This window comes from Kosakonia oryzendophytica, from assembly GCF_027886705.1.
Taxonomy (GTDB): domain Bacteria; phylum Pseudomonadota; class Gammaproteobacteria; order Enterobacterales; family Enterobacteriaceae; genus Kosakonia; species Kosakonia oryzendophytica.
Genome location: NZ_CP115659.1, coordinates 4,784,328 through 4,800,005 on the forward strand (window position 1 = coordinate 4,784,328; position 15,678 = coordinate 4,800,005).

General features: G+C 54.1%; 14 protein-coding genes and 1 riboswitch. Of the genes, 5 read left to right on the forward strand and 9 right to left on the reverse strand.

The window, feature by feature from the left end:
* Positions 1–19: 19 nt before the first annotated feature.
* On the forward strand, positions 20–1,564 hold the full coding sequence (malF, locus tag O9K67_RS23050; protein WP_061498877.1) for a maltose ABC transporter permease MalF: 1,545 nt from the start codon (positions 20–22) through the stop codon (positions 1,562–1,564).
* 14 nt (positions 1,565–1,578) lie between these two features.
* The gene (malG, locus tag O9K67_RS23055; RefSeq protein WP_061498880.1) at positions 1,579–2,469 is read left to right on the forward strand and encodes a maltose ABC transporter permease MalG; all 891 of its coding nucleotides are present in this window, start codon (positions 1,579–1,581) and stop codon (positions 2,467–2,469) included.
* A 213-nt stretch (positions 2,470–2,682) separates the two neighbouring features.
* On the opposite strand, the gene psiE is transcribed toward malG, so the two are convergent.
* Entirely contained in the window at positions 2,683–3,093 is a 411-nt protein-coding gene (psiE, locus tag O9K67_RS23060) for a phosphate-starvation-inducible protein PsiE (RefSeq protein WP_061498883.1), read from the reverse strand.
* Between the two features lie 137 nt (positions 3,094–3,230).
* Here psiE and O9K67_RS23065 point away from each other — a divergent pair, with 137 nt between their 5' ends.
* Both O9K67_RS23065 and O9K67_RS23070 read left to right on the forward strand, forming a co-directional pair.
* Positions 3,231–3,740: a GNAT family N-acetyltransferase gene (locus tag O9K67_RS23065; protein WP_061500243.1), complete on the forward strand. Its 510-nt coding sequence runs from the start codon at positions 3,231–3,233 to the stop codon at positions 3,738–3,740.
* A gap of 9 nt (positions 3,741–3,749) precedes the next feature.
* On the forward strand, positions 3,750–4,202 hold the full coding sequence (locus O9K67_RS23070) for an acyltransferase (RefSeq protein WP_061498886.1): 453 nt from the start codon (positions 3,750–3,752) through the stop codon (positions 4,200–4,202).
* Positions 4,203–4,252: 50 nt separating this feature from the next.
* Here O9K67_RS23070 and O9K67_RS23075 read toward each other — a convergent pair whose 3' ends face one another.
* From O9K67_RS23075 to pgi, 5 genes are all read right to left on the reverse strand, one after another.
* Positions 4,253–6,349: a YjbH domain-containing protein gene (locus tag O9K67_RS23075; RefSeq protein WP_061498889.1), complete on the reverse strand. Its 2,097-nt coding sequence runs from the start codon at positions 6,347–6,349 to the stop codon at positions 4,253–4,255.
* Between the two features lie 2 nt (positions 6,350–6,351).
* Positions 6,352–7,089, reverse strand: coding sequence for a capsule biosynthesis GfcC family protein (locus O9K67_RS23080; protein ID WP_061498892.1), 738 nt, complete (start codon positions 7,087–7,089; stop codon positions 6,352–6,354).
* Positions 7,086–7,739 carry a YjbF family lipoprotein gene (locus O9K67_RS23085; RefSeq protein WP_061498895.1) on the reverse strand — a complete coding sequence of 218 codons (654 nt, stop codon included), beginning with the start codon at positions 7,737–7,739 and terminating at the stop codon, positions 7,086–7,088. The genes O9K67_RS23080 and O9K67_RS23085 overlap by 4 nt, the downstream gene beginning before the upstream one ends.
* A 64-nt stretch (positions 7,740–7,803) precedes the next feature.
* A complete protein-coding gene (gene yjbE / locus O9K67_RS23090) occupies positions 7,804–8,046 on the reverse strand; it encodes an exopolysaccharide production protein YjbE (protein ID WP_061498897.1) in 243 nt (80 codons plus the stop codon).
* Positions 8,047–8,488: 442 nt separating this feature from the next.
* Complete coding sequence (gene pgi, locus O9K67_RS23095) at positions 8,489–10,138, reverse strand: glucose-6-phosphate isomerase (RefSeq protein ID WP_061498901.1); 1,650 nt, start codon at positions 10,136–10,138, stop codon at positions 8,489–8,491.
* Between the two features lie 416 nt (positions 10,139–10,554).
* Positions 10,555–10,750, forward strand: a riboswitch (Lysine riboswitch).
* A gap of 92 nt (positions 10,751–10,842) precedes the next feature.
* On the opposite strand from pgi, the gene lysC reads away from it, so the two are divergent.
* Positions 10,843–12,192, forward strand: a complete 1,350-nt coding sequence (gene lysC / locus O9K67_RS23100) for a lysine-sensitive aspartokinase 3 (protein ID WP_061498904.1) — start codon at positions 10,843–10,845, stop codon at positions 12,190–12,192.
* Positions 12,193–12,278: 86 nt separating this feature from the next.
* Here lysC and O9K67_RS23105 read toward each other — a convergent pair whose 3' ends face one another.
* Genes O9K67_RS23105 through O9K67_RS23115 form a run of 3 tightly spaced genes read right to left on the reverse strand, consistent with a single transcriptional unit; the run spans position 12,279 to position 15,446 of the window.
* Positions 12,279–13,070 carry a nucleotidyltransferase domain-containing protein gene (locus tag O9K67_RS23105; RefSeq protein WP_061498907.1) on the reverse strand — a complete coding sequence of 264 codons (792 nt, stop codon included), beginning with the start codon at positions 13,068–13,070 and terminating at the stop codon, positions 12,279–12,281.
* A gap of 17 nt (positions 13,071–13,087) precedes the next feature.
* A complete protein-coding gene (locus tag O9K67_RS23110; protein WP_061498912.1) occupies positions 13,088–14,314 on the reverse strand; it encodes an RtcB family protein in 1,227 nt (408 codons plus the stop codon).
* Entirely contained in the window at positions 14,304–15,446 is a 1,143-nt protein-coding gene (locus tag O9K67_RS23115) for a slipin family protein (protein WP_061498915.1), read from the reverse strand. Before O9K67_RS23115 ends, O9K67_RS23110 begins: the two co-directional genes overlap by 11 nt.
* Positions 15,447–15,678: the final 232 nt, after the last annotated feature.

A 15,678-nucleotide genomic window follows, 5' to 3' on the forward strand; every position in this document is an offset into this window, starting at 1 on the left:
CGTTGTAAAAGGACTTCCCATGGATGTTGTAAGAAAACGCCACTGGTGGCAAAGCCCGCAGCTCGCATGGGCGGCCATTGCCCTTATGGGATTACTGGTGGGATACCTTGTTGTTTTGATGTATGCCCAAGGGGAATACCTTTTTGCCATAACGACGCTGATCCTGAGTTCAGCGGGTCTCTATATTTTCGCCAACCGTAAAGCCTATGCCTGGCGTTATGTCTATCCGGGTCTGGCGGGGATGGGGCTGTTTGTGCTGTTTCCCCTGATCTGCACTATCGCCATTGCCTTTACTAACTACAGCAGCACCAACCAGCTTACCCAGGAGCGCGCACAACAAGTCCTGCTTGACCGCTCTTACCAGGCAGGAAAAGCCTACAATTTTGGTCTGTACCCGGTGGGTGACAAATGGCAACTGGCGCTGACTGATGGCGACACCGGAAAAAATTACCTCTCCGACGCGTTTAAACCCGGCGGAGAACAGAAAATTACCTTAAAAGAGGTCACGGCTCTGCCCGCTGGCGAGCGCGCCAACCTGCGCGTGATCACCCAACAGCGCCAGGCCCTGAACCAGCTCACCGCCATATTGCCGGATGAGAGCAAAGTTGCCATGAGCTCGCTGCGCCAGTTTTCTGGCACCCGCCCGCTCTATCAGCTGGCGCAGGATGGCACATTAACCAATAACCAGAACGGCGTGAAATACCGGGCCAATAACAACATTGGCTTCTTCCAGTCTGTGAATGCCGATGGCAGTTGGGGCAATGAAAAGTTGAGCCCCGGTTATACCGTCACCATTGGCTGGGATAACTTCACACGGGTGTTCACCGATGAGGGCATCCAGAAACCGTTTGTCGCCATTTTCATCTGGACGGTGGTGTTCTCTGTCCTCACCGTGGTGCTGACGGTGGCGGTAGGGATGGTGCTGGCCTGCCTGGTGCAATGGGAATCGCTGAAAGGCAAAGCGATTTATCGCGTGCTGCTGATCCTGCCCTATGCCGTGCCGTCGTTTATCTCGATCCTGATTTTCAAGGGTCTGTTTAACCAGAGCTTCGGCGAAATTAACATGATGCTCAGTACGCTGTTCGGCATCAAACCGGCCTGGTTCAGCGATCCAACAACGGCCCGTACGATGATCGTGATCGTCAATACCTGGCTCGGTTACCCCTACATGATGATCCTCTGCATGGGGCTGTTAAAAGCGATCCCGGACGATCTGTACGAAGCCTCGGCAATGGATGGTGCCGGGCCGTTGCAGAACTTTTTCCGCATCACTTTTCCCCTGCTGATCAAACCGCTCACGCCGCTGATGATCGCCAGTTTTGCTTTTAATTTTAATAATTTCGTATTGATCCAGTTGCTGACCAACGGTGGGCCGGACCGCATCGGCACCACCACGCCTGCGGGGTATACCGACCTGCTGGTGAGTTATACCTACCGCATCGCCTTTGAAGGCGGCGGCGGTCAGGACTTTGGCCTTGCTGCCGCCATCGCCACGCTGATTTTCCTGCTGGTCGGTCTGCTGGCTATCGTCAACCTGAAAGCCACACGCATGAAATTCGATTAAGGAGGACGAAAAGTATGGCTATGGTGCAAGCGAAATCGCAAAAGCTGAGATTGTTGGTCACTCACCTGTTATTGCTGGTGTTTATTGCCGCCATTATGTTCCCGCTGCTGATGGTGATCACCATTTCGCTGCGTGAAGGCAACTTTGCCACCGGCAGCTTGATCCCGGAAACCATCTCCTGGGAGCACTGGCGACTGGCGCTGGGCTTTAGCGTTGAACACGCGGACGGTCGCGTGACACCGCCGCCCTTCCCGGTGCTGCTCTGGCTGTGGAACTCGGTGAAGATCGCCGGGATCACCGCCGTCGGGATTGTCGCGCTCTCCACGACCTGTGCGTACGCTTTTGCCCGTATGCGTTTTCGTGGCAAAGCGACGTTGTTGAAAGGCATGCTGATTTTCCAGATGTTCCCGGCTGTGCTGTCACTGGTGGCGCTCTATGCCTTGTTTGATCGGTTGGGCCAGTACATTCCGTTTATTGGTCTGAACACGCATGGTGGGGTGATCTTCGCCTATATGGGCGGCATTGCACTGCATGTATGGACGATTAAAGGGTATTTCGAAACCATCGACAGTTCGCTGGAAGAGGCCGCCGCGCTGGATGGTGCCACCCCGTGGCAGGCGTTCCGTCTGGTGTTGTTGCCGCTGTCGGTGCCGATCCTGGCGGTGGTGTTTATTCTGTCGTTTATTGCTGCCATCACCGAAGTGCCGGTCGCTTCGCTGTTGCTGCGTGATGTAAACAGCTACACGCTGGCGGTGGGTATGCAGCAGTATCTCAACCCGCAAAACTACCTGTGGGGGGATTTTGCCGCAGCGGCGGTATTGTCCGCCATTCCGATTACGGTTGTCTTCCTGCTTGCGCAGCGCTGGCTGGTTAACGGCCTGACCGCAGGCGGTGTGAAAGGTTAAGTTTCATCGTTGTTATTGCCACTGCACCCTCAACTTGTATGACCCGACACTCTAAATAATTCAGGTTGCAGCAAGGCGGCAAGCGAGAACATCCCAGAACTTACCCGAGTAAGTGACTGGGATGAGTAAGCGCAGTCAACGCCCCTGCAGCAGACTGAAGTATGACGAGTAACTTGTGACTGTTGTTTGGCGGCTTAATCAGCCGCCCTTTTTTTATTCTCGCTTCAGCCGTTTGGAGTTACACAACCACAGCGTGATAACCAGCAGCAGGATCGCCGCCGAGTAGATCAGAACATCCATGGGCGACTGATGATCGACGATAATCAGGCGCACAATCGCAGTAATGCCAATGTAGATGAAATAGCGTAGCGGGAAGTGAAAACCGGACTGAAAGTACTTTACAATCAGCGCGATGAATTCGAAGTAGAGGAAGTAAACCACCAGCCCTTCCACCAGCTCATATTTGCTGGTTTGCACAGGGGCGAACAGCACATCCGCCAGATGCAGCGTCTCCTTCCCCAGAAAGACAATCAGAATCAGGCCGAGGCTCAGCAGGCCGAGGTTAAGCACGGTCTGCAAAATGGTCGAAATATACTCAGCGCGCGGACGCGTTAGCGACGTCATATCAGCACCTCATGCTTAGTGGCGAGCCTCCTGTATAACGCAGAAATGTGATCTGGATCTACATTATTTACTTATATTTTGTGACACCGCGTGATGACATGTTGCATCGTCAACGTTCACGCATGGAGGTCCAAAGAGTGCTGACAATACGTAAAGCAGGCCCGGATGACGCCGCATTATTGAGCGAGATGGGTTATGCCAGTTATTCCCACCACTTTGCTCATCTGTGGCATCAGCAGCATGAGTTGCAGGCTTTTTTGCAGCAAGAGTATTCCCTGAACACATTACAGCAGAGCCTGCAAAGTGATGTCAGTGACTGGTTTATCGCGCAGGATCACGCGCCGGTAGGATTCGCCAAAGTCTCCTGGCACTATACCGGAGAGGGCGATAGCCTTGCGGGTACGCTGCTGCATAAGCTCTATCTGCTTCCCGGCAAAACCGGTAAAGGTTATGGAGAACAGATGATTGCGGAAATAGAACGGAGGGCGAAAAGCCGGGGCGAAACCTTTTTCTGGCTGGAAGTGCTGGATGCCAACCCACAGGCATACCGTTTTTATCTCCGCCAGGGGTTCACGCATCTCAAGGATACCGTGTTCAGTACCCCCTCTCAGCAGAGCCTATTGCATATTCTGGGCAAATCGATTTAAGGAGTGAGAATGGAAGTCCGCCAGACCGGGGTACGTAACGTCACCTGCGGTGAGAATGTGGTGATTTACGAACCCGCCAATTTGTATGGCTGTACGCTGGGTGAGTGCGTTTTCGTCGGGCCATTTGTGGAAATTCAGGGGAATACGCAGATTGGTAACGGCAGCAAAATTCAGTCACACACCTTTATCTGTGAATACGTGACCGTGGGCGAGCGCTGCTTTATCGGCCATGGGGTGATGTTTGCGAACGACATGTTCCGCGAAGGCAAACCCAATCCGGACCGCGAAAGCTGGGGACGCATTGTGATTGGCAATGATGTGTCGATTGGCAGCGGCGCAACGATTCTGGCGGTGACCATTTGCGACGGTGCAGTTATCGGCGCAGGCAGCGTAGTGACCAAATCGATTACCACGAAAGGGGTTTATGCGGGAAACCCGGCGCGGTTGCTGCGCCAGCTATAACCCCCTCTCCTGAGAGAGGGGTGTCCGGTAACGTTCAGCGAAAGAAATGCTTACTGGAAGTTCAGCGTTTTATCGTTGGTCATATTGTACAGCTCAAATTTACGACCCAGTTTCTGGCCACCGTCACGCGTCAGCGGCGTCCAGCCGATGCCAGCACGACTGCGGGTGGCACCGATACTGAAGAGATCCAGCGGTACTGAAATATAAACCCCTTTGGTGAAGTCCCCTTCCCCGTACTGTGCTGCCGACACGTTGGTGATCGTGGCGTAGGCACCAACCACAACGCCGCTGTCGAAGTGTTTGGAGATGTCCAGCGTGCCGCCTTTATCCCCCGCCAGATACTGCCCGACGCTGGCTTTCACCAATACATCCTGTGCAAACCACGGCGTCCAGTAGGCGGTGAAATGCCCCGTCTTCACGCTGTAATCGGTAAATTTCATCATGTCCTGCGCGCTGCGCCAGTCACGCTGTTTCACGTAGTTGGCATCTACGCCAAACGCCCAGTTACTGTCTACGGGACGCCACATCAGTTCTGCACCGGCCCCGCCATACATGGTTTCCAGATACCCGGCATACACCTGGCCATAAATGTTATTGCCCAGATACTGGAAGTAGTTCGCCTGCATGTTGTTCACGTAGACATCGTTCTGCACATATTCACGCACGCGAGTACGAACGCGCGGCAGCGCTGAGTCCCTTGGCGGGTTGGTATAGTTAAATTTGTCGTAGTTATTGGCCAGGTTACCAAACAGGCTTCCTGTGGTCAGCAGATGATCCGTCCACCACCAATCCGCTGTCGCCATCACGCCGATCTGGTACATGTAGAACCCTTCCGGGCCGCCAAGCGACTGGTTAAGTACCGGATCGATATGGAAGTCAAACGTCGGTCGGTCGATATACCATCCCTGCTCGGTACTCTCCGGCACGATTGGCGTCACGCGTTTTTGCACCAGTTCCGTATCTTGCCCCAGCGGTTCACCTTCAAGATGGCGCTTCAGACTGGCGACATCCGTTTCGGTGGTCACCTGTGGCAAGTGCAGCCGGTTTTCGTTAATGCGAATGGTACGAATACCGTCAGGCAGGTCATTCATAATAATGCGGTTAGCCCGCTCGATCCCCTCCTGGGTATTGCGGTACTTCACCTGCTCGCCGGTGACATACAGCGTATCGCCTTTTACCTGAATTTGCGGGTCTGCGAAACCGGCATTGTATTTCAGTAGAGTAAGCTGATTCGCCACCACGGAGTGCTGCAAAATGGCGTCCTGCGGCTCTGGCTGATATCTCGGGCGTGAGTTATCGATATAAGCAGGGCGCAGATCGTTGAAGTTATTGCGCAAGGTAAAGCCGAACATCCAGGTGTTACCGCGCTCATAACTCAGGTTAATGTCGGCCCAATCGGCAACGCGGTAAATAGCACCGACGTTAACGCTGCTGCGCTGCGGCAGTTTACCGGCATAATCCTGCTGATAGTTGTTGCCTTCGTATTCCAGCTTCAGACGCAGCGGGTGCCAGGGCGTCTGGTACTCCACCCCGCCAAACAGCGCGGCCGGACCGCGAAACATTTGTGACGTATCCGTTGAGCCTGCGGCTTTATAACGGGTATCACGGGTACAGAACTTCGTGTCGTAGGTACAGAGCGGGTTTTTGATATTGCCGCTGGTACCCAGATAGCCCCAGCCGATACCGAGTGAGAAATCGAACGGTCCCCAGGCTTTGTTCGCCACCAGATATTCACCATCGAACAAACCGGTACCGCCCACGTCACGTGCACCCACGGCCACTTGCGGTAACCAGTAGCCCTCTTCCCACAACCGCACTTTCAAATCAAACGCTTTATCTTTGTAAGATTGATCGCCGGAGAACGCCTCCACGGAACTGTATTTGCGCGTACGCACATCGGTATAACGCAGCGTCGTTTCCAGCCACGGCAACAGTTGCACTGAAGCGGAGTAGAAGCGGTATTGCTTGTTGTCGCGGTAGTTAAGGCTTAGCTCGCCTTCTGGTGCTACACGTGCCGTTGGGGTTTGCAGCAGACCCACACCGCCAAAATCAGACTGGGACGGGCCAACCGGGTCCGGAAACGTTTCTGCGTGACAGGCCGCGCTTACTCCAAGCGCCAACAGGCTTATTACAAACGATTTTTTCATTATTATTCCGGTATCCGATGCGTCAGGGACTCAAGAATGTCGGCATTGAGCTCGTCATAAACGTTGCTCCACAGACCCGGCGCAAAACCCACGAAAATCACGCTACCGGGCATCGGCTCGACGTGGCGTCTGTTCCAGTACGCCACCGGCACTTTCTGTGTTTGACCGGTGGGATAAATCACCCAGGCATAACTGCGTTCCGCCCCGCTTAGCAGGTCCATATCATCCAGATAGCTCACCACATCCCGCCCGGGTGTGAACGGCTTCTTGCCAGGGCTACTGATCAATCCCACCACACTAATCGTGTCAGGCTGCGGCCCAACCCACAGGGTGTATTCCCCTTGCAAAGGGCGGTTAGAAAGGCGGTGTAGACGGATATAGTCCGGGTCGAGCGGCACGATTTGCCGACCGGTTACTTTTATCGCCTGCAATTGCCGACGCAGAGCGTTAATGGCCGCTGCAGCATCACCGTCTTCGTCAGCGGCAAGACGACTCAGGCGCTCCAGCAGTGCCTGATGCCGCGCCTGCTGTGCAATGGTAGCCTGTCGTTCGCTGACGACCGCGCCAGGCCACCAGCTGTTCGCCAGTCGGGGTTGCCCAACCAGGTCGACTAAATGCTCAGCATTGGTGAGCTTTTTCGGTGTCGCATCGCCTGCGACATACACATCGACGGTCCCTGTCGCCAGCACCAGCGGGGAAAAGAGTGGGAGTAATAGCGGAAGCAACGCGTACGTTTTCATTCTTTCGCCGCCTTAATCAGGGTCATTTTCACCGGGAAGAATCCCGCGCCGAGAGACTGTACCGACTGGCGGATAAGCCCTTCATCATCTACCCAGTAACGGTTACGCCAGTTTTTCTCTTCGGTGGTGACCTCTTCATCCAGCACGCGAACAACCGTTTCATCACCGGCCAGTTTTATCGTGTCCGTTCCGTTCCAATGGAACTCTGACTGCGCGACGGCATAGCGCACCTGCTTATGCTGTGACCAGCCCATAACGCGCGTCCAACGGGTGCCATCAATAATCTGATTCGGTTTGGCCAACGGATCGGCGCTTAAGTTATTCACTTCAATGAGGTTATCGCCGCCGAGCTTGTCGCCGCCAAGCTGGGTTTTCACAATGCGGGCATTCTGTGTGACGATGACAGCCTGATCCTGGGTCACCCATTTCTGCTGCCCGTTTTCCGCGAAAGCGAGCACCACAAACAGTTGTGGGCCGTCATTAAGCTGCACGTACTGACTGGCATAAGGCATATTGAGCAGTTCGTCATCTGTCAGATGCGCACCAGGGGTACCAAACACACTATTCCAAAGCGACGTTCCCAGGCCTTTGATCGGGCCAGAACATGCCTGAAGGAGCAGGCAAAGCAAAATGATTCCAGGTCGCTTCACGACTCTTCTCCGAAAGGGGCGAAATAACCACACCGAAGTGTGGTTATAGTTAATGCACCCGCTATTACCGGGTACTTGTTGTTGTGGTGGTCGTGGTTCCAGTGTTGGAGCCATCACCGCCACCGACTGCCGCCAGAGCGACACCCGCCGCAGAGCCTACGGTGCTAACGCCCGTCGCTGCAGAACTGCCCGCAGAGACAGAGGTCGCTGCTGACCCTGCTGCTTCACCGACTAATACCGGTGCTGCAAAGGCAGAGGTCGCCGCAAGTGCGGATATGGCGAAAATGCCATACAGGACTTTTTTCATATCAATATCCCTTCATTGAATGAATGGAGATTTACCTGAAAAAACTCAGGCGAGATCGAGTATACACAACTAAAGCAGATGAATTACGCCCCGGGAAATAGGCGAGTGAGTTTTAGGAAAACGGGTATTTAGCGGTTGGGAAGAAAATGAATAAAAAATAAATGTGATATTTATCAAACAATTAAATAATTGCAAAAAGGTGACGCAATGAGGCTAGTCCTAAAATTTATAGCAAGGGTCGACGGCGTTGACGACATTTTCGGATAAACCTGATCGTTCATTACGACATTACCGAATCAGATTATTCTTTATAATCTTTCCATAATGAAAATATCAATATTGCCATTACTTATATATCGGCAAGTTCGGGGCACCAATATATAAAACCCGGACGTAATAAATGCAGAGGAAAAAAAGCGTCGCCGAAGCGACGCTTTCCGGATTAAGCGCGCCAGGACTTATAGCGGTTAATCAGGCCGTTGGTGGAGCTATCGTGGCTCGACACTGCGCTGGCATCGCCCAGCTCCGGCAGAATGCGGTTCGCCAATTGTTTACCCAACTCAACGCCCCACTGGTCAAAAGTGAAGATGTTGAGAATGGCACCCTGGGTGAAGATTTTGTGCTCATAGAGCGCAATCAACGCACCGAGGCTAAATGGCGTGATTTCACGCAGCAGAATGGAGTTGGTCGGACGGTTGCCTTCGAACACTTTGAACGGCACAACGTTTTCCAGCGTCGCCGGATCTTTACCCTGATCGCGATACTCCTGTTCAACCACGTCACGGGATTTACCGAACGCCAGCGCTTCGGTCTGGGCAAAGAAGTTAGACAGCAGTTTCTGATGGTGATCGGAGAGCGCATTGTGGGTTTTAGCCGGTGCGATAAAGTCACACGGCACCATTTTTGTCCCCTGATGGATCAGCTGGTAGAACGCGTGCTGACCGTTGGTACCCGGCTCACCCCAGATGATAGGGCCTGTCTGGTAATCCACCGCGTTGCCATTACGATCAACATATTTGCCGTTGGATTCCATGTTGCCCTGCTGGAAGTAAGCGGCAAAACGATGCATGTACTGGTCATACGGCAGGATCGCTTCGGTTTCAGCACCGAAGAAGTTGTTGTACCAGATGCCGATCAACGCCAGCAATACCGGCAGGTTTTTCGAAAGCTCAGTGGTGGAAAAGTGCTTGTCCATCGCATGGGCGCCGGAGAGCAGTTCCACAAAGTTGTCGTAGCCCACAGAGAGAATGATCGACAGACCAATAGCGGACCACAAAGAGTAACGACCACCTACCCAATCCCAGAATTCGAACATATTCGCGGTGTCGATACCGAACTCGCCAACTGCTTTGGCGTTGGTGGAAAGCGCCGCAAAGTGTTTCGCTACGTGTTTATTATCACCGGCAGTTTTCAGGAACCAGTCGCGCGCGCTGTGGGCGTTGGTCATGGTTTCCTGGGTGGTGAAGGTTTTGGAAGCCACGAGGAACAGCGTGGTTTCCGGGTTCACTTTTTTCAGCACTTCAGCGATGTGGGTACCATCGACGTTAGAAACAAAGTGCATGTTGAGGTGATTTTTGTACGGGCGCAGTGCTTCGGTGACCATGAACGGGCCAAGGTCGGAACCACCGATACCAATGTTCACCACGTCGGTGATCGGTTTGCCGGTGTAACCTTTCCAGGCACCAGAAATGATCGCTTCCGAGAAAGCTTTCATTTTCTCCAGAACTGCGTTCACTTCCGGCATGACATCTTTGCCATCAACCACAATCGGCGTATTGCTACGGTTACGCAGCGCGACGTGCAGAACCGCGCGATCTTCCGTACGGTTAATTTTCTCGCCAGAGAACATGGATTTAATGGCGCCAGCCAGTTCCGTCTCTTTCGCCAGCGACAACAGGATGTTCAGGGTTTCTTCGGTGATGCGGTTTTTAGAAAAATCCACCAGCATCAAATCGTCGAACGTTGCGGAAAACTTGCCAAAACGGTCGCCATCTTTCGCGAACAACTCCGCGAGAGTAACGTCCTTCATGTCAGCGTAATGTTTCTGTAATGCCTGCCAGGCAGAGGTCTGCGTTGGATTGATGTTTTTCATAGCAATACTCTTCTGATTTGAGAATTGTGACTGCGGTCGATTGTAGCGCCTGCCAGGGAAAATTGTGATGGTTTTTGTTTCGCACCCGGTGCGCAATGCGCAAAACGCCAGCAAAAAACGGTACGTTTGCGCACAACATAAGGCATTTTACTGATCACCAAAGCAGCATGAAAAATCCGCATAATCCCGTCGTTGACAGCGCACCCGCTGACGCTTTATTTATAACGACACGCTCCGCGTGCGCGTGGAGTCGATTGTGTTGTACTACCGAGCCGTGAAAGGCGAAGGTATTTATTACCAACGCATTTCGCGTTGCAGCAAGGCGGCAACTGAGCGCATCCCCGGGAGCTTACACAGGTAAGTGACCGGGGTAAGTGAAGGCAGCCAACACCGCTGCGGCGCGAAAGGCGAAGGTAATAGCCAGAAGAGGCGCGTTGCCCAGGTACACGGTGTTGGAAGAGCCAAACTGAAGAAAACACCTGAGGGGGAGCAACGCCGAGATAGCAAAACGCCTGGCAGCGTTTGTTATCGGCTACAGAGGCTGAATCCTCTGGGTTGTCACCAGAAACGTTCCCAGTCGGGCGTTTCGCAAGGTGGAGCACTTCTGGGGAAATCGTAGTTGTTTTGTTATCTGCGCCCACCCCGTTTTTCGCTCTTCCCTTGTGCCATGGCTGAAATAGTGGATCCCCTGACACGAGGTTGTTATGTCTAATTTAGTTGTCGCCAAATTCGGCGGCACCAGCGTTGCCGATTATGATGCCATGAACCGTAGTGCGGACGTGGTGCTTTCCGATTCCGATGTTCGCCTGGTGGTGCTCTCCGCCTCTGCGGGCGTGACCAATCTGCTGGTCGCGCTGGCAGAAGGACTGGAGGCCAGTGAACGGTTCGTCAAACTCGATGCTATTCGTAAAATTCAGTTCGATATTCTGGAGCGGATGTCCAACCCGGACGTGATCCGCGAAGAGATTGAACGCCTGCTGGAAAACATCAGCACGCTTGCAGAAGCTGCCTCGCTTGCTACCTCCACCGCCCTGACCGATGAACTGGTTAGCCACGGCGAGTTGATGTCGACCCTGCTGTTTGTTGAAGTGCTGCGTGAACGCAGTGTACAGGCGCTGTGGTTTGATGTGCGTAAAGTCATGCGTACCAGCGATCGTTTTGGCCGCGCCGAGCCGGACGTCCCTGCGCTGGCGGAACTGACTGCGCAGCAGCTTGCGCCTCGCCTTACCGACGGTCTGGTGATCACTCAGGGCTTTATCGGAAGCGAGGCCAAAGGTCGCACCACTACGCTGGGCCGTGGCGGCAGCGACTACACCGCCGCGCTTCTCGGTGAAGCGTTGCACGCAACGCGTGTCGACATCTGGACCGACGTCCCCGGTATTTACACCACCGATCCGCGTGTCGTGCCAGCGGCAAAACGTATTGATGAAATCGCCTTTGAAGAAGCGGCAGAAATGGCGACCTTTGGTGCGAAAGTGCTGCATCCTGCCACACTGCTGCCTGCGGTACGCAGTGATATCCCGGTATTTGTGGGGTCCAGCAAAGAGCCTAAAGCCGGTGGCACGCTGGTGTGCAATAAAACCAACAACCCGCCGCTGTTCCGTGCATTGGCGCTGCGCCGCAAACAAACGCTGCTGACATTGCACAGCCTGAATATGCTGCACTCCCGCGGTTTCCTTGCGGAAGTATTCGGCATTCTGGCGCGGCATAACATCTCCGTCGATTTGATCACCACTTCCGAAGTGAGCGTGGCGCTGACGCTGGATACCACTGGCTCAACGTCTACGGGCGATACATTACTCACGCAGGGGTTGCTGACAGAACTCTCATCACTGTGCCGCGTGGAAGTGGAAGAGAACCTGGCGCTGGTCGCGCTGATTGGCAACGATTTGTCGAAAGCGTGCGGCGTGGGTAAAGAGGTGTTTGGCGTGTTGGATCCGTTCAACATCCGCATGATTTGTTACGGTGCATCCAGCCATAACCTCTGCTTCCTGGTGCCGGGCGCAGAAGCCGAGCAAGTGGTGCAGAAACTGCACCATAATCTCTTTGAGTGACAGGCGATGCTGCCGGAGGGTGACTTCGCGTTACCCAGCCTGCGGGAGTAAGCAGGCTGGGTAAGTGCAGCACTCTCCGGCAACGTTCACGAAGAAGACAACACGGTCTGGTACAACAACTGATCGAGATCGCTCACCTTACCGCTACGGCTCTCCGGCAGCACGTCCGGTACTTCACCGCGCGCCAGTTCCGTTTTGATAAAGTCGTGCAATACAGGGCGTCGCGGGCCGTATTGCGCTTCTCCCGCCCGCTGTTTTAACACCAGCAATTCATCGATTTCCGCACGCAGGGGAGCGCCCAGGTTGCTGCCCTCCAGCAGAGTGGCAAAACGCATCGGCGGCATTCCTTTGCCGGCTTCTATCCAGCGCACTGCCAGCAACGGGCGCAGCACATAGAAATATTTCTTCAGCCGCACCGCTTCCCCTTGCAAATAACCATGAAAGTTTTTCTTCGCCATCGAATAGTAATGCCAGCGTGCTCTGACCGGTGAAAACCAGTGCGGCACCTGCGTACGCAGCGCCGCCAGCGTGGCATCCTCCTGCTGATAAACCACCGGTGAATCCAGCCATTCGATTAAGGTTGGGTTAGCGCTTTTCAGCAACCCCAGCGCTTTGCGCCACTCCCAACCACACACATCCAGCTCATCGTCTATGGGCAGTTCTATGACATCGCGCTGCGGTTCAACCCGCAGATACCACTGGGGTTCATGAACATACAAAAACCGCACATCGTAGTCACTGTCTGGCGACGCAAACCCCCAGCCACGACTCCCGGACTCGCAGGCATACAGCACTTTTATGCGGTATTTCCGCTCCACCTCGCATAACGTTTGCCGCACGCGTTCTCGCATGGCGGTGTCAACCCCTTGATATTCCATACTGGTTATCCTTCTTTTTATCCTTTTACACACACCACCTGACGCAAGGTATGCACCACTTCCACCAGCGAGGCCTGCGCCGCCATCACGGCATCAATATCTTTGTAAGCCATCGGGATCTCATCGATCACATCGCTGTCTTTACGGCACTCCACATGCGCAGTGGCGCGGATCTGATCATCCACCGTAAAACGTTTTTTCGCCGCCGTACGGCTCATGGTCCGTCCGGCGCCGTGGCTACAGGAACAGAAACTATCTTCATTACCCAGCCCGCGGACAATAAAGCTTTTCGCCCCCATCGAACCAGGAATGATCCCCATCTGCCCTTTTTGCGCCGAAACCGCACCTTTACGCGTGACCCATACCGCTTCACCAAAGTGCGTCTCTTTTTGCACATAGTTGTGATGACAATTTACGGCTTCCTGCTGCGTCATAAAGGGTTTGGTGACGGTCTTCGACAGTACAGCCAGTACCCGCGCCATCATCACTTCACGGTTATGGCGGGCAAAATCCTGCGCCCACTCCACCGCTTCCAGATAGTCATCATAGTGTTTGCTACCTTCCTGAAAGTAAGCCAGGTTTCTGTCCGGCAGGTTCGCAATATGCTGCTGCATATCTTGCTGCGCCAGAGTAATAAACACATTACCAATGGCGTTCCCGACACCACGCGACCCGCTGTGCAACATCACCCATACACGCTGCTGTTCATCCAGACATATTTCAATAAAGTGGTTACCGGTTCCCAATGTACCCAGATGCTGATGATTATTGGTTTTCAACAATTGGGGGTATTTCTCCGTTAAACGCTGAAAACGCGGTGCCAGCAAAGCCCAGTGGTTATTCACTTCCTGGGGCGGATTTTCCCAGGCGCCTTTATCACGCTTCGCACGGTTCACCGAACGGCCATGCGGTACGGCCTGCTCGATGGCGCTCCGCAATCCGCTCAGGTTGTCCGGTAGATCCCCCGCCAACAGCGAGGTGCGTACCGCAATCATGCCGCAGCCAATATCCACGCCAACCGCCGCCGGGATAATCGCCCCTTTGGTCGGGATCACACTGCCGATGGTCGAGCCTTTTCCCAGATGTACATCTGGCATCACCGCCAGATGTTTGAAGATAAATGGCATTTTTGCCGTCTTCAGCAGTTGCTCACGCGCTTCCGGTTCTACCGGTACGCCGTGGGTCCACATTTTCACCGGCGCGGTGTTCTCCTGCGCCAGCAACTGATAATCGTTATTTTGCATCATGGCTTCCTTTGATGTTCACAAGGCCGTGTAATACCTGATCCAGACCACCGAAGACCGAGATCTTATCGATGCGTTCCGCTACACGTTCCAGGGTTTCCAGCTCTTTCAGGCGCAATGCTACCGGGTTGCTTTCCATCACTTTTGCTGTGTTCAGTAACGAACGGGTCGCGGCAGTTTCTTCCCGGCGGCGGATCACGTTGGCCTGCGCCGATTTTTCCGCTTCCACTAAACGCGACAGAATGGTTTTCATCTCACCGGGTAAAATGATGTCCTTAACACCCAGCGATGCCACCTCAATCCCAAACGCCGCCATACGACCCGCCACCTGCGCGCTAACGGCTTCATCAATGATTTGCTTATCTGCCAGCAGCTCATCAAGGGTGCGCGTTCCCACCGCTTCACGCAGGGCAAACTGCAACTCACGATAGAGGTGCTCCAGCGGTTTGCTTAACTGCGCAAACGCGCTCAGGACATCGGTATAACGCCAGTTCGCCGCCAGGTTCAGGCGCAGCGTCACTTTGTCTTTGGTGAGGATCTCCTGGCCGCTCACCTCAAGCACCTGCAAGCGCAGATCCACCACGTCCGCTTCGACCAGGTGGTTCACTTTCCAGTAACCGCTTAAACCTGCCGGTAAGAGTCCCTGTGTTGCGCCATCCACTTTTAAAACACCCACATGCCATGCCGGTACCTGCACCGCCAGAATGTTATCGCGACCTTTTACCGTTGCACCGCGCTTCGGCTGTAACACCGCATTGAGGATCTCTGTCGGCACGCTCACGTCACGCGTGTCCATGCGCACCAGTTTCAGCGTTTCATCCGCTTTCCAGTACAGGCGACGTGTAGAGGGCGGCAGGATCTCCTGCAATACGCCATCCCGGTAAAGCGCGCCCGCTTCATGCGTATCCATATCAGCCACCAGGCAGTAACGCTCAACCCATTGCGGCTGAAAACGACGCAGGTACTCCGCCAGGCCTTCCGCCACATCGCTGCCGTCAATATTCACCACCAGCAGCTCGGGCTTGTTGAACCATGGCTGGCGGTGCTCACCGGCTTCCAGCACCTGATAATAGTCGCCCTCTCTTGCCAGCAGACCTAACTGACCTTTACGTATTGTGATTTTATTGGTCATGACTCTCTCCTTAATCGTGTTTTGCCTTAACGACCGCGGATGCAGGGGCGAAACCACAGGGGAAACGGTGTTTTGCCTGCCGCCCGGCGCCGTTACCGGCGGTCGTTGGGGGTAGCCATGTACAGCTGGCTACCGGGTACTGCATCATGGTTATCTCAAGGGATAATGAGTTGCGAATTCGGGATTCGAACCCGATTGAAAACCGACTTTTCGCACATGTCTTTCTGCTGAC

Coding starts and splice junctions, on each gene's coding strand:
- psiE (WP_061498883.1), bottom strand. CDS start 3,093: ATGACGTCGCTAACGCGTCCGCGCGCTGAGTATATTTCGACCATTTTG.
- O9K67_RS23075 (WP_061498889.1), bottom strand. CDS start 6,349: ATGAAAAAATCGTTTGTAATAAGCCTGTTGGCGCTTGGAGTAAGCGCG.
- lysC (WP_061498904.1), top strand. CDS start 10,843: ATGTCTAATTTAGTTGTCGCCAAATTCGGCGGCACCAGCGTTGCCGAT.
- O9K67_RS23070 (WP_061498886.1), top strand. CDS start 3,750: ATGGAAGTCCGCCAGACCGGGGTACGTAACGTCACCTGCGGTGAGAAT.
- O9K67_RS23105 (WP_061498907.1), bottom strand. CDS start 13,070: ATGGAATATCAAGGGGTTGACACCGCCATGCGAGAACGCGTGCGGCAA.
- yjbE (WP_061498897.1), bottom strand. CDS start 8,046: ATGAAAAAAGTCCTGTATGGCATTTTCGCCATATCCGCACTTGCGGCG.
- O9K67_RS23080 (WP_061498892.1), bottom strand. CDS start 7,089: ATGAAAACGTACGCGTTGCTTCCGCTATTACTCCCACTCTTTTCCCCG.
- malG (WP_061498880.1), top strand. CDS start 1,579: ATGGCTATGGTGCAAGCGAAATCGCAAAAGCTGAGATTGTTGGTCACT.
- malF (WP_061498877.1), top strand. CDS start 20: ATGGATGTTGTAAGAAAACGCCACTGGTGGCAAAGCCCGCAGCTCGCA.
- O9K67_RS23115 (WP_061498915.1), bottom strand. CDS start 15,446: ATGACCAATAAAATCACAATACGTAAAGGTCAGTTAGGTCTGCTGGCA.
- O9K67_RS23110 (WP_061498912.1), bottom strand. CDS start 14,314: ATGCAAAATAACGATTATCAGTTGCTGGCGCAGGAGAACACCGCGCCG.
- pgi (WP_061498901.1), bottom strand. CDS start 10,138: ATGAAAAACATCAATCCAACGCAGACCTCTGCCTGGCAGGCATTACAG.